Raw genomic sequence first — 12,621 nt, forward strand, 5'->3', positions numbered from 1 at the left:
CAGGCAGAGCGCTCGACGGGTACGCCGTCTGCCCCCACCCCAGCCCTCCCCCAGCGGGGGAGGGAGCAATGCGGGAAGAAGGACGGTCATTCAGGGCCTGCCCGTCGAAGCCAGCTGCAACCGCACCGTGGCCGGCATGCCGAGCCGCAGCCGGTCCTCCTTGTCGTCGACCATCACGCGGATCTCGTAGACGAGGCTGCTGCGCAGCTCCTCCGTCTGCACCGTCTTGGGCGTGAACTCGGCCACCGACGAGATGTAGCCGACCTTGCCCGCGATGGCCTCGCCGGGTTGGCTGTCGGTGCTCACGCGGGCCTCCTGCCCGGCGCGCACGCGGCCGAGGTCGGGTTCGGCCACGTAGGCGCGCACCCACTTGGGATCGGTGATGGCGAGCGTGAAGGCCGGGCGCTGCGGCGAGGCCATCTCGCCCGGTTCGAGCAGCCGGGCGCGCACGACGGCGTCGATGGGCGCCTTGAGCTCGGCCTCCGCGAGCTGGTGGTTCATGAGTGCGAGTTCGGCGCGGGCCGATTCGAGCTGGGCCTGCGCCTGCCCGATGTCTTCCTTGCGCGGCCCGGTGACAACCAGCTGCTGCGCCTTGTGCGCGTTGTCGAGCTGCGCCAGCGCCACCTTGCGCCTGGCCTGCGCGTTGTCGAGATCCTGCTGGCTCACCGCGCGGCCGGCCGTGGTGGCGCCGATGGCCTGCAGGCGCGCGAGCTGCTGCTGCGCCAGATCGGCATCGGCCTGCGCGGCGGCCACCTGGGCGCCGGCCTGCGCCACCTCCTCGGGGCGGCTGCCGGTCTTCAGGCGCAGCAGGACCTGCTCCTGCACGCCGATGCGCGCCTGCGACTGCGCCGCGCGCAGCACCAGCGAGCGGGTGTCGAGCCGGCCCAGTACCTGCCCGGCGCGCACGCGGTCGCCTTCGCGTACCGTCAGCTCGGCCACGCGCTCGTTGGCGTTGAAGGCCAGCGAGACCTGGCGCAGGTCGACGTTGCCGTACAGCACGAGCTGGTCGGAGGGCGCGGCCGAGCGGTGCGCGTACCACCAGCCGCCTGCTGCCGCGATGACTGCCACGGCGGCGATGGCGATAAGCGGTTTCCTGTTCATGGTGTGTGTCCTGACGAGGCTGCTTCTGTCCCCGGCCCTGTGTGATGTTATCAAATTGAAATTTGAATTTGAAGTATTTTTTCGTTTGGGTTAGCCTCGAGGAATGGCAACCCGCACTCCGCGCACCGACGGCAACACCACGCGCCTGCACATCCTCGAGACCGCGGGGCGGCTGTTCGCGGCGCAGGGTTTCGCGCAGAGCACCAGCAAGGAAATCTGCACCCGCGCGGGCACCAACATGGCCGCGATCAACTACCACTTCGGCGGCCGCGACGGGCTCTACGAGGCGGTGCTGATCGAGGCGCACCGGCAACTGGTGAGCCTCGACGAGCTGATGGCGCTGTCCATGGAGTCCACCGATGCGCGGCTCAAGCTGCGCGCCTTCCTCACGCACATGGTCGAGATGAGCGCGCAGCCGAAGGCGCCGTGGGGCTTCCGGGTGGTGCTGCGCGAGGCGCTGTCGCCGTCGCCGGCCATGCCGGCGATGATCCAGCGGGCGGTGCTGCCCAAGGCCAAGCTGCTGCGCGGCATCATCGGCGAGATCATGGGCTTGCCCGGCGACCATCCCTCGGTGCAGCGCAGCCTGCTGCTCACGGTGCTGCCGTGCCTGGTGATGACGGTGGCGCCCAAGGACCTGAGCAGCAAGGTGCTGCCGGCCTTGAAAGACACGCAGGCGCTGGCGGACGACCTGATGCGCTACGTGCTCGCCGGGCTCGACGCCGTGGCAAAGGACGCCAAGGCCGCCGAGCCGACTACAGCTGGAAAGCGACGGTAAGCAGCAGCCCCTCGGCCACGTCGCGCAGCAGCCCCGGTCGCCGCGCGCGGTAGGGTTCGCCGGCCGACGCGGTGGTCTCGATCCACTCGGCCAGCCAGTCAATGTGGTCCTGGCCGTAGAACACCACGGCGGCCTCGTGATTCAGCAGCAGGCTGCGCAGGTCGAGGTTGATGGAGCCGCAGATGGCGAGTTCGTCGTCCACCACCACGGCCTTGGCGTGCGCCATGAACGGGAGCATGCGAAAGCTCACGCCCGCGCGTGCCAGGTCGCGCATGGCGCGTGCGCGCACGAAGTCGGCCAGTCGGTGGTTCGACTTCGCCGGCATCGCGATGGTCACCTGCACGCCGCGCCGCGCGGCCAGCCGCAGTGCGTCGCGCAGGCCGTCGCCGGGCACGAAGTAGGGCGTGATCGCGAGGATGCGTTGCTCGGCGCGGAAGCACGCGTCGATCAGCAAGGCATGCGCCGTGTCCTCAGTCTGGTCGGGGCCGCTCGGCAGGAACTGGGCCATGGCCGTGCCCGGGCCCTCGGCAACGTCGTCGCACGTGATGGCGCGGGCCTTGCGGCTGCGCACCGAGGTCCAGTCGTGGTCGAACTGGCGCGCCGCCGCCGCGGCCACGCTGCCGCGCAGATCGAACGACAGGTCGTACCAGGCCTCGGGATGCTTGTCGTTGCCGGTGAAATACTCGCCCGCGAGGTTGCGCCCGCCCGACCAGAGCCAGCTGTCGTCGGCAATGGTGAACTTGCGGTGGTTGCGCAGGTTGCGCGGCCCGATGCGGCGCAGGCTGAAGAAGGGGCGGAACACCGCCACCTCGCCGCCCGCCGCGCGCAGCCGGTCGAAGTGATGGCGCGGCAGCGACAGCGCGCCGAAGCCGTCGAGCAGCACCCGCACCTTGAGCCCCTCGCGCGCCCGCCTGGCGAGCCGCTCGATCACCGCATGGCCGAGTGGGTCGTCGCCGATGATGAAGGTGCACACGTCGATGCGCTCGCGCGCGCCGTCGATCACCTGCCACAGCGCCTCGCGCGCGGCCTCGCCTTCGGCATGCATGCGGATCGCGCAGCGCCCCGGCGGAGCGAGGCCGAAGCTCTCGATCAGGTCGGCCGCCCAGTGGCCCGGCGGCACCGAGCGCGGCGGCCGCGGCGAGCCCGCCGGGCGCAGCTTGCGCTGGCCGAACAGCAGGTACATCGGCAGGATGAAATAGGGCATCAGCACCAGCCCCATGACCCAGGCGATGGCCGTGGTGGGTGCGCGCTGCTCGCGGCGCGCGCGCGTGGTCAGGACGTAGACCAGCAATGCGAAAGTGACGACGAGGAAATGCTGCGAAGGGGAGGGCAGCCAGTCGAACCCTGTGATCGGCATGGAGCGATGATGCCTCAGCGCCGCCGGCCTTCAGCGTTGGAGGAAGGCCGGCACGCCGCGCCCCTGCGAGGCCAGGAACCGCATCATCGGGTCGACCACCGCGCGCACCGCGGGGCGGTCGCCCACGCGTGTGCGCCAGGCCAGCAGGCGCGGCGTGGCGTCGGTCATGCCGGCGCCCTTGCGGTCGGCGAACACGCAGGCCATGTAGAAGGCGATGTCGGCGAAGGAGTAGGGGCCGGCGAGGTACACGCGCGTGGCCAGCAGGCCTTCCATTTCTTCATAGAAGCGCGCGCAGCCGGCGCAGGCCGCGATCGCCGCGGCGCTGTGCATGTCGTGCTGCAGGCCGAAGAGCTTGATGACGTTGGGAAAGAAGACCTCGTCGGACTTCTGCTCCAGCTGCCGTGCGCGGGCCCGTTCGGCGATGCCCTCGGGCCACAGCGCAGGGGCGGGGTAGCGGTCTTCGAGGTATTCGAAGATCTGCGTCGAGTCGAACAGCTCGACCCCGCCGTCGATCTCGTCGGTCAGTACGGGCACCTGCTGCTTGACCGGGTTGACCCGCAGCACCACCGGGTGCTTGGGCTCGTAGGCGTCGCCCTCGATGAACGGCACCATGACCAGTTCGAAGGCAAGGCCTTTTTCGCGCGCCGCGATCTCGACCTTGGCGCCGAACATGCTGAGGGGGCCGGAGTAGATGTGAATCGTCATGGGCCCCGACTTCAACAGAAATGGCGCTTCAGGTCGAGCCCCAGACTTCCTGTGCAGTCTCGACCACGAGGCGCAGCTTGGCGCGCTGCGCTTCCACGGCGATGTTGTTGCCGTGCACCGTGCTGGAGAAGCCGCATTGCGGCGATAGCGCGAGCTGTTCGAGCGGGGCGTACTTGGTGGCATCTTCGATCCGGCGCTTGAGCTCGTCCTTGTCTTCCATCTCGCCGAACTTGGTGGTCACGAGGCCGAGCACCACGGTCTTGCCCTTGGGCAGGTAGCGCAGCGGCTTGAAGTCGCCCGAGCGGGCGTCGTCGTATTCCATGAAGTAGGCGTCGAGATCCATCTCTTTCAGCAGCGCCTCGGCCACCGGTTCGTAGTTGCCGGCCGCTGCGTGCGTGCTCTTGAAGTTGCCGCGGCACAGGTGCATGGCCAGCAGCATGCCCGGCGGCTTCTGCGCGACCACCTTGTTGATGAAGGCGGCGTAGCGGTGCGGCAGCTCGTTGGGGTCGTCGCCGCGCTTGCGGGCGGCTTCGCGCATGTGCTCGTCGCACAGGTAGGCCAGGTTGGTGTCGTCCATCTGCACGTAGGTGCAGCCGGCTGCAGCCAGCGAGCGCAGCTCGTCGCCATAGGCCTTGGCCACGTCGTCGTAGAACACCGGGTCGAGCTCGGGATAGTGTTCCTTGCTGATGCCGGCGCGGCCGCCGCGGAAGTGCAGCATGGTCGGCGAGGGGATGGTCACCTTCGGCGTGCGGCCCGCCGAAACCTGGCTCTTGAGGTACTGGAAGTCGGCGAGCTGGATGTCCTTCACGTGGCGCACCTTGTCGATCACGCGCATCGCGGGCGGCGCCAGTTCCTCGGTGCCGTCGGGCTTGCGGATGGTGACCGGAATGTCGGTCTTCACGCCGCCGAGCTGGTCGAGGAAGTCGATGTGGAAGTAGGTGCGGCGGAACTCGCCGTCGGTGATGCTCTTCAGGCCGATGTCTTCCTGGAAGCGGACGATCTCGGTGATGGCCTTGTCTTCGACCAGGCGAAGCTGCTCGGGCGTGATCTCGCCCTTGGCCTTCTGCTCGCGCGCTTCGAGCAGGTACTTGGGGCGCAGGAAACTGCCCACGTGGTCGTAGCGGGCGGGCAAGGCGGCGTGCTGGGACATGGATGACTCCGTCGTGATGGGGGAACGAGCGGAACATCGTATCGCCTTCGAAACATCGGCGGCTTGAATCAAACGACCCGGCCCGGCTGCGCCTACTGCGCCGACAGCCGGCACGCACGCAGGCGGAAGCTGCCATGCGCGATGATCGCGCGGTTCATCTGGTTATCGCGCAACAAAGAATCCCGTCGGAGACCGCTAGGTGATTGCCAGCTCCGCCGGGTGTTGCAAAGTGTTGAAAATAGCCCGGGTTCGCGTTCCGCCCCTCAAAGGAAAAACCATGCAAAGACGCCATCTCATCCAGACCGCCGCCCTGTCGGCGCTAGCGCTTTCAATGTCGCTGGCCAGCGCCCAGGACAACAAGTTCAAGATCGGCCTGATCCTGCCGATGACGGGCCAGTCGGCCTCCACCGGCCGCCAGATCGAAGCTGCCGCGCGCCTCTACATGGCCCAGAACGGCGACACCGTGGCCGGCAAGAAGGTCGAGCTGATCGTCAAGGACGACACCGGCCTGCCCGACGTCACCAAGCGCCTGGCTCAGGAACTGGTGGTGAACGACAAGGTCAACGTGCTGGCCGGCTTCGGCCTCACGCCGCTGGCGCTGGCCGTGGCGCCGATCGCCACGCAGTCGAAGACGCCTGAAGTGGTGATGGCCGCCGCCACGTCGAGCATCACCGAAGCTTCGCCCTACATCATCCGTTCGAGCTTCACGCTGCCGCAGGTGTCGGTGGCCATGGGCGACTGGGCGCCGAAGAACGGCGTGAAGACAGTCGTCACGCTGGTGGCGGACTACGGTCCCGGGAACGACGCCGAGAAGTTCTTCAGCGAGCGCTTCCAGCTCAACGGCGGCAAGGTGCTCGAGAAGCTGCGCGTGCCGCTGCGCAACCCCGACTTCGCCCCGTTCCTGCAGAAGGTTCGCGACGCCAAGCCCGACGCGCTGTTCGTCTTCGTGCCCTCGGGCGCGGGCGCGGCCGTGATGAAGCAGTTCCTCGAGCGCGGCATGGACAAGGCCGGCATCAAGATGATCGCCACCGGCGACGTGACGGACGACGACCAGCTCAACGACATGGGCGACGGCGCGCTGGGCGTGGTCACCTCGCACCACTACTCGGCCGCGCACCCCTCGGCGATGAACAAGAAGTTCGTCGAGGCCTTCCAGAAGGCCAACCCCAAGATGCGCCCCAACTTCATGGCCGTGGGCGGCTATGACGGCATGCGCGTGATCTACGAAGCGCTCAAGACCACCAAGGGCCAGGGCGGCGGCGAAGCGCTGCTGGCGGCCATGAAGGGCCAGGTCTTCGAGAGCCCGCGCGGCCCGGTTCTGATCGATGCGCAGACGCGCGACATCGTGCAGGACGTGTACCTGCGCAAGGTCGAGAAGAAGGACGGACAGCTCTACAACGTCGAGTTCGACGTGATCAAGGGCGTGAAGGATCCGGGAAAAGCTAAATAATGCTCGCCCCCAGGCTGCGCGCACTTCGTGTCGCTTCGCCTTCCCCCTACCGGGGGCGACACCAAAGGCCCGGCAAAGCCGGTTCCTCGGTGTTTCCCGAAGAGACCGCAGCGCGCGGCAAGCTGGTGAATCGCTGATATGTTGACCATTCTTTTCGACGGCATCGCCTACGGCATGCTGCTCTTCGTGCTCGCCGTCGGCTTGGCCGTGACGCTCGGGCTGATGAACTTCATCAACCTCGCGCACGGCGCCTTCGCCATGGCGGGCGGGTACCTCACCGTGTTCGCGATGCAGAAGCTGGGCCTGCCGTTTCTGGCCTGCCTGCCGTTCGCGTTCATCGTCGTCGCGTTGGCCGGGGCTTTGCTCGAACGCACGCTCTATCGGCCGATGTACGGCAAGCCGCACCTCGACCAGGTGCTTTTTTCCATCGGCCTCGCCTTCATGGCCGTGGCGGCCATCGACTACTTCGTGGGATCGTCGCAGCAGAACGTGCAGCTGCCCGAGTGGCTGCGCGGCCGTACCGAAATCGGCGACGGCGCGCTGCTGCTGGGCATGGGGCACTACCGGCTCTTCATCATCGGCGTGTGCGCCGTGCTCACGGTGGTGCTTCAGCTCATCCTGTCGAAGACGCGCTTCGGCAGCCGGCTGCGCGCGGCGGTCGACGACCCGCGCGTGGCGGCGGGGCTGGGCATCAACGTGAACATCGTGTTCCTGCTGACCTTCGCCGTGGGCTCCGGGCTCGCGGGGTTGGGCGGTGCGCTGGGCGCGGAAATTCTCGGGCTCGACCCGACCTTCCCGCTCAAGTACATGATCTATTTCCTGATCGTGGTGTCGGTCGGCGGCACCTCGTCGATCACCGGGCCGCTCGCGGCGGCGCTGCTGCTGGGCATTGCCGACGTGGCGGGCAAGTACTTCATTCCGAAGATGGGTGCGTTCACCGTCTACCTGCTGATGATCCTCATATTGATGTGGCGGCCCCAGGGCCTGTTCACCCGCAAAGGGGGGCGCTGAATGAGCACGCCTTCTTCTGCGACCGATTTCCAGTCGGCCCTGCTGCGCAAGGCGCGCTGGCACTCGCTCGAGTTCGTCGTCTGGGCCGCGGCCTTCGCGCTGCCGCTCGTGATGCCTTCGCACTCGCTGCTGATCAACGAGATCGCCATCGTCGCGCTGTTTGCGATGTCGCTCGACCTGATCCTCGGCTACACCGGCATCGTGTCGCTGGGCCATGCCGCCTTCTTCGGCTTCGGCGCGTATGCGGCGGCGCTGTTCGCCAAGCTCGTGATGCCCGACCCGACCGTGGGGCTCGTGGTCGCCACCGTGCTCTCCGCGCTGCTGGGCCTCGTCGCCAGCGTGACGATCTTGCGCGGCAGCGACCTCACGCGCCTGATGGTCACGCTCGGCACCGCGCTGCTGCTGCTCGAACTCGCCAACAAGCTCGACTGGCTGACCGGCGGTGCCGACGGCCTGCAGGGCGTGGTGATGGGACCGGTGCTCGGCCTGTTCGACTTCGACCTGTACGGCCGCACGGCCGCCTGGTATTCGCTGGCCGTGATGCTGCTGCTGTTCCTGCTGATGCGCCGGCTGGTGCATTCGCCGTTCGGCGCGACGCTCAAGGCCATTCGCGACAACCGGCTGCGCGCCATGGCCATCGGCATCCCGGTGGTGTCGCGCCTTGCGGTCATCTACACCGTGGCAGCCGGCATCGCCGGAGCCGCGGGCGCGCTGCTGGCGCAGACCACCGGCTTCGCCTCGCTCGACGTGCTGGCCTTCGACCGCTCGGCCGACGTGCTGCTGATGCTCGTCATCGGCGGCGTGGGCTGGCTCTATGGCGGCGTGGCGGGCGCCATCGTGTTCAAGCTGCTGCAGACCTGGCTGTCGGCCGTGACGCCGCAGTACTGGATGTTCTGGATCGGCCTGATCCTGGTGCTGCTGGTGCTGGTCGGGCGCGACCGGCTGCTGAAGCCCTGGACGTGGTTCGGCGCCGGCAAGAAGAAGGGTGGAGCGGCATGAGCGACACCGTTCTTTCCACCCACGGCCTCGTGATGCGCTTCGGCGGCATCACGGCCACCAACAACGTGTCGATGGAGCTCAAGCGCGGCGCGCGCCATGCGCTGATCGGCCCCAACGGCGCGGGCAAGACCACGCTGATCAACCAGCTCACGGGCGTGCTCACGCCGACCGAAGGCCGCATCACGCTGCTGGGCGAAGACATCACGACGCTCGCGCCGCACAAGCGCGTGGCGCGCGGGTTGGTGCGCACGTTCCAGATCAACCAGTTGTTCGATTCGATGACGCCGCTCGAAACGCTGGCGCTCGTGGTGTCGCAGCACCAGGGCATCGGCGCGCAATGGTGGCGTCCGCTGGGCGCCAGCAAGGCCATCGCCGAGCGCGCGACGCAACTGCTCGAGCAATTCCACCTGAGCGACGTGGCACAACAGCAGGTGAAGCACCTGGCTTATGGCAAGCGCCGCCTGCTGGAGATCGCCATCGCGCTGGCCTGCGAGCCGCGCGTGCTGCTGCTCGACGAGCCGGTGGCGGGCGTGCCCGCCGGCGAGCGCGAGGAGCTGCTGCAAACCGTGGCCGCGCTGCCGGCCGACGTGTCGGTGCTGCTCATCGAGCACGACATGGACCTGGTGTTCAGCTTTGCCGACCGCATGACGGTGCTGGTCAACGGCACGCTGCTGACCGAGGGCGACCCTGAAACCATCGCCAACGATCCCAAGGTGAAAGAGGTCTATCTGGGCCACGGAGAAACCGCCCATGTCTGAGCTGCTGCGCATCGAGAACCTGAGTGCCGGCTACGGCGAGGCCGTGGTGCTGCACGACGTGGCGTTTGCGCTCGGCGAGGGCCAGACGCTGGCGCTGCTGGGCCGCAATGGCACGGGCAAGACCACGCTGATCAATACGCTCGCGGGCGCTACGCGCCAGCATGGCGGCAGCATCGCGCTGAGCGGACAGGCGCTGCACAAGCTGGCGCCGCACCAGCGCGCGGCAGCCGGCATCGGCTGGGTGCCGCAGGAGCGCAACATCTTCAAGTCGCTCACCGTGCACGAGAACCTCACGGCCGTGGAACGGCCGGGCAAGTGGAATCCGCAACGGGTCTACGAGATGTTCCCGCGTCTCGCAGAGCGCAAGACCAACCTCGGCACGCAGCTGTCGGGCGGCGAGCAGCAGATGCTGGCCGTGGGCCGCGCGCTGGTGCTGAACCCCAAGCTGCTGCTGCTCGACGAGCCACTCGAAGGGCTCGCGCCGATCATTGTGGAAGAGCTGCTGCGCGCCATCCGCCGCATCACGCAGGACGAGGGGCTGGCCGCGATCATCGTGGAGCAGCATCCGCAGGCGATCCTCGCGATCTCCGACGAAGCAGTGGTGTTGGACCACGGCACCATCGTGCACAAGGACAGCGCCGCGGCGCTGCGCACCCAGCCGCAGGTGCTGGACCGGTTGCTGGGCGTGGCGCGCTAGACGAGTTCCGCGAGACGCGCCTTCCAGTCTTCGGCACGGCCCAGCCACGGGCCGATCTCGATGCGGCTGGCGCTGCCATCGGCCCGCGTCAGCACGAAGGTCGGGAATCCCTGGCCGCCCGCACGTTGCAGCAGCTGGCGGCTTTCGGCGATGTGCTGCGCGGTCGCTTCTCCCGCCAGGCGCTCGACGGCTGCAGCAAAGGCTTCGGTATCGAAACCGAGTTCCGCGGCCACCGCCTTCAGCACTTGCGCGTCGGCGATGCGTCGGCCTTCGACATAGTGCGCACGCTGCAGGCGATGCACCATGTCCAGCCCACCGCCTGAGCGCAGCGATTCGGCCGCGAGGATGGCGGTGATCGGCGGCTCGGAATCCATCACCGCGCCGGTGTCGCGCAGCAGTCCTTCGAAGTAGCCTTCGCCGAAGGGCTGGCCCGTCATCTCGGCGATGCGCCGGTCGTGCGGTATCACGTACTCGCGCCACTGCGGCGTGATCGCGCGGCGGTTGGCGCCGGTCATCATGCCGCCGCCATGGAACGCGACCTGCAGGCCCGGCACGTTGCGCGCCGCGTCGACCAGCGGCGCCGCGGCGTAGCACCAGCCGCACAGCGGGTCGAAGATGTAGTGCAGGGTGATGGTGTCGTTCACTGCGGCCATTTCATTTCTCCCTTGATGACCTTGGCGCCGAGTTCCAGCGACGAAGTGCCTTCCAGCTTCGGGTAGCGCTTCTTCATCGCGGCGATCAGCGCGACCGAGTCCTTGGCCTTGGCGGCTTCGACTTCGAAGGCCTTCAGGTAGTCGCGCGTGAACTTCACAGAGGCCAGCGTGTACGGCGCCGAGCCGTTGGCATTCGGCAGGTAGTGGCCGGGCACCACGGTCTTCGGGTGCAGTGCCTCGATGCGGCCGAGCGTCTTGATCCATTCCTGGCGCGATTCGGGCGTCTGCGTGTCGGCCACCCACACGTGGATGTTGGCCGAGACGGGGATGCCGCCGACCACGGCCTTCAGCGAAGGAATCCAGCCGAAGGTGCGTTCGGGCGTGGGGCCGTCGAGGCCGACGACCTGGATCTTGCGGCCTTCGAGCGTGAGGCTGTCACCGGCCAGCGGCTCGGGCACGAGCAGCGCCTTGGGCGCGTTGTCCTTGAGGATCGGGCCCCAGTGCGCGAGCTTGCCGTCCTTCGAGGCCTGGATCGCGGCCACGGTCTGCGGCGTGGCGACGATCTTTGCGTCGGGGAAGGCGGCCTGGATCACATCGAGGCCGAAGTAGTAGTCGGGATCGCTGTGGCTGATGTAGACCGTGGTGAGCTTCTTGCCCGTGGCCTTGATCTTCTGCACCAGCGCCTCGGCGTCGTTGCGCTGGAACTGGGCGTCGATCAGCACGGCGTCGGTCTGGCCCGTGACGATTTCCGAAGAGACCGGGAACATCGATTTCGTGCCGGGGTTGTAGACGTCGAGCTTGAGCGGCTGGGCCGCCTGCGCGGCAAGCGGGGCGAGGCTCAGCGTGGTGGCGAGGGCAGCGGCGGAGAGGAGGGCTCTGCGGAACATGGCGGCGATCTTTCTGAATGTGTGATGCGAAGAGGTGACAGCGCTGAATGCCCCGAATGTTAGGTTGCGAGAATCGAAACAAAAACCTGATGATTCACAACGAATAGTTTCGGATTTCGGCCGAATGAGCTTCCGGGTCGTCAGTCCGTGGCGCATCTCTCGAGGTGCGCGACCAGCAGTTGCGCCGACGGCGACAGCGCCGCCTCGCCGCGAAAGCAGATCGCGAAACGCCGTCGCGCCCACGCGTCGGTGAGCGGCATCAGCCGCAGGCCGAAGGCATCGGTGAAGGGCCGCGCCACCTCCGCCGGCACCACGCTGATCGCCAGCCCGGCTCGCACCACCCGCAGTGCCGCGTCGAAGTTGGAGACCAGCACGCGGTACACCAGCGGCTTGCCCGCCACCGCCGCCTCGCGCGCCAGCATCAACTGCACGGCGCTCAGCGCCGGCATGCCGACGAATTCGTGGTCGAGCACCTGCTCGAAGCGCACGTGCTCGTGCCTTGCGACGGGATGCGACGGGTGCGCGACGATGGCGAGGTGGTCGGAGCGGTAGTTGCGCCGTTCCAGGCCGTCGAGGTCGGCGGCATCCCAGCACAGGCCGATGGAAGCGCTGCCCTCGCGGATGCCGCGCACGATCTCGGGGCTCACGCGCTCTTCCATGTCGACGCGGATGTTGCGGTGGGCCGGGTCCTTCAGAAAGCCCGCCACGTCTTCCGCCAGCGACTCGGCCATGACCGAGGCCGAGGCCAGGATGCGCACGTGCCCGCGAGCGCCGCCCGCATAGGCGGCCATGTCGCGCTCGATGCGGTTCACGCTGCCGAGCATCGCGCGGGCGTGCTCCAGCAGGGTTTCGCCGGCCGGCGTCGGCACCACGCCGCGGCGCTTGCGCAGCAGTAGCGGCGTGCCCACCGTTTCTTCGAGCTGGGCCAGCCGCTTGCTGATGGCCGAGCCGACGATGCTGGCCTGCTCGCCGGCGCGCGCGATGCTGCGCGTTTCGCAGACGGCGACGAACAGGCGCAGGGTGGTGAGGTCGAGGTCTCTCATGGTGTTCCGTTTCGGAAGCAAATGGCTTCCAAAAT

Annotated in this window: 12 protein-coding genes and 1 pseudogene; 6 read left to right on the forward strand and 7 right to left on the reverse strand. The window is 67.8% G+C overall.

What is annotated here, in order from left to right; genetic code table 11:
* Positions 1–90 precede the first annotated feature (90 nt).
* Positions 91–1,101, reverse strand: coding sequence for an HlyD family efflux transporter periplasmic adaptor subunit (locus PMI12_RS07395; RefSeq protein WP_007830624.1), 1,011 nt, complete (start codon positions 1,099–1,101; stop codon positions 91–93).
* Positions 1,102–1,204: 103 nt separating this feature from the next.
* On the opposite strand from PMI12_RS07395, the gene PMI12_RS07400 reads away from it, so the two are divergent.
* A complete protein-coding gene (locus PMI12_RS07400) occupies positions 1,205–1,876 on the forward strand; it encodes a TetR/AcrR family transcriptional regulator (RefSeq protein WP_007830625.1) in 672 nt (223 codons plus the stop codon).
* Here the strand turns inward: PMI12_RS07400 and PMI12_RS07405 are convergent.
* From PMI12_RS07405 to PMI12_RS07415, 3 genes are read right to left on the reverse strand one after another with little or no spacing between them, the layout of a single operon-like run.
* Positions 1,854–3,233, reverse strand: coding sequence for a phospholipase D-like domain-containing protein (locus PMI12_RS07405; RefSeq protein ID WP_007830626.1), 1,380 nt, complete (start codon positions 3,231–3,233; stop codon positions 1,854–1,856). The two genes, PMI12_RS07400 and PMI12_RS07405, sit on opposite strands and share 23 nt — an antisense overlap.
* 30 nt (positions 3,234–3,263) lie before the next feature.
* Complete coding sequence (locus PMI12_RS07410) at positions 3,264–3,938, reverse strand: glutathione S-transferase family protein (RefSeq protein WP_007830628.1); 675 nt, start codon at positions 3,936–3,938, stop codon at positions 3,264–3,266.
* 28 nt (positions 3,939–3,966) lie between these two features.
* The gene (locus PMI12_RS07415; protein ID WP_007830629.1) at positions 3,967–5,088 is read right to left on the reverse strand and encodes a 5-methyltetrahydropteroyltriglutamate--homocysteine S-methyltransferase; all 1,122 of its coding nucleotides are present in this window, start codon (positions 5,086–5,088) and stop codon (positions 3,967–3,969) included.
* A gap of 277 nt (positions 5,089–5,365) precedes the next feature.
* Between PMI12_RS07415 and PMI12_RS07420 the strand changes: the two genes are divergently transcribed.
* From PMI12_RS07420 to PMI12_RS07440, 5 genes are all read left to right on the forward strand, one after another.
* Positions 5,366–6,538 carry an ABC transporter substrate-binding protein gene (locus PMI12_RS07420; RefSeq protein WP_007830630.1) on the forward strand — a complete coding sequence of 391 codons (1,173 nt, stop codon included), beginning with the start codon at positions 5,366–5,368 and terminating at the stop codon, positions 6,536–6,538.
* Positions 6,539–6,676: 138 nt separating this feature from the next.
* On the forward strand, positions 6,677–7,549 hold the full coding sequence (locus PMI12_RS07425) for a branched-chain amino acid ABC transporter permease (protein ID WP_007830631.1): 873 nt from the start codon (positions 6,677–6,679) through the stop codon (positions 7,547–7,549).
* A complete protein-coding gene (locus PMI12_RS07430) occupies positions 7,550–8,548 on the forward strand; it encodes a branched-chain amino acid ABC transporter permease (protein ID WP_007830632.1) in 999 nt (332 codons plus the stop codon). It abuts the gene before it with no gap.
* Positions 8,545–9,306: an ABC transporter ATP-binding protein gene (locus PMI12_RS07435; RefSeq protein ID WP_007830634.1), complete on the forward strand. Its 762-nt coding sequence runs from the start codon at positions 8,545–8,547 to the stop codon at positions 9,304–9,306. The genes PMI12_RS07430 and PMI12_RS07435 overlap by 4 nt, the downstream gene beginning before the upstream one ends.
* Positions 9,299–10,003: an ABC transporter ATP-binding protein gene (locus tag PMI12_RS07440; RefSeq protein WP_007830636.1), complete on the forward strand. Its 705-nt coding sequence runs from the start codon at positions 9,299–9,301 to the stop codon at positions 10,001–10,003. Before PMI12_RS07435 ends, PMI12_RS07440 begins: the two co-directional genes overlap by 8 nt.
* On the opposite strand, the gene PMI12_RS07445 is transcribed toward PMI12_RS07440, so the two are convergent.
* From PMI12_RS07445 to PMI12_RS07455, 3 genes and pseudogenes are all read right to left on the reverse strand, one after another.
* Positions 10,000–10,656 (reverse strand): DsbA family protein, encoded by a 657-nt coding sequence (locus PMI12_RS07445; RefSeq protein ID WP_007830637.1) that lies wholly within the window; start codon positions 10,654–10,656, stop codon positions 10,000–10,002. The genes PMI12_RS07440 and PMI12_RS07445 overlap by 4 nt on opposite strands.
* Positions 10,650–11,543: pseudogene (locus PMI12_RS07450) on the reverse strand (MBL fold metallo-hydrolase); the annotation flags it as partial. The pseudogene PMI12_RS07450 and the gene PMI12_RS07445, both read right to left, overlap by 7 nt.
* Before the next feature lie 140 nt (positions 11,544–11,683).
* Positions 11,684–12,586 (reverse strand): LysR family transcriptional regulator, encoded by a 903-nt coding sequence (locus PMI12_RS07455; protein ID WP_007830639.1) that lies wholly within the window; start codon positions 12,584–12,586, stop codon positions 11,684–11,686.
* Between the last annotated feature and the right edge of the window lie 35 nt (positions 12,587–12,621).

This window comes from Variovorax sp. CF313 (genome assembly GCF_000282635.1).
In the GTDB taxonomy this organism is placed as follows: Bacteria; Pseudomonadota; Gammaproteobacteria; order Burkholderiales; family Burkholderiaceae_C; genus Variovorax.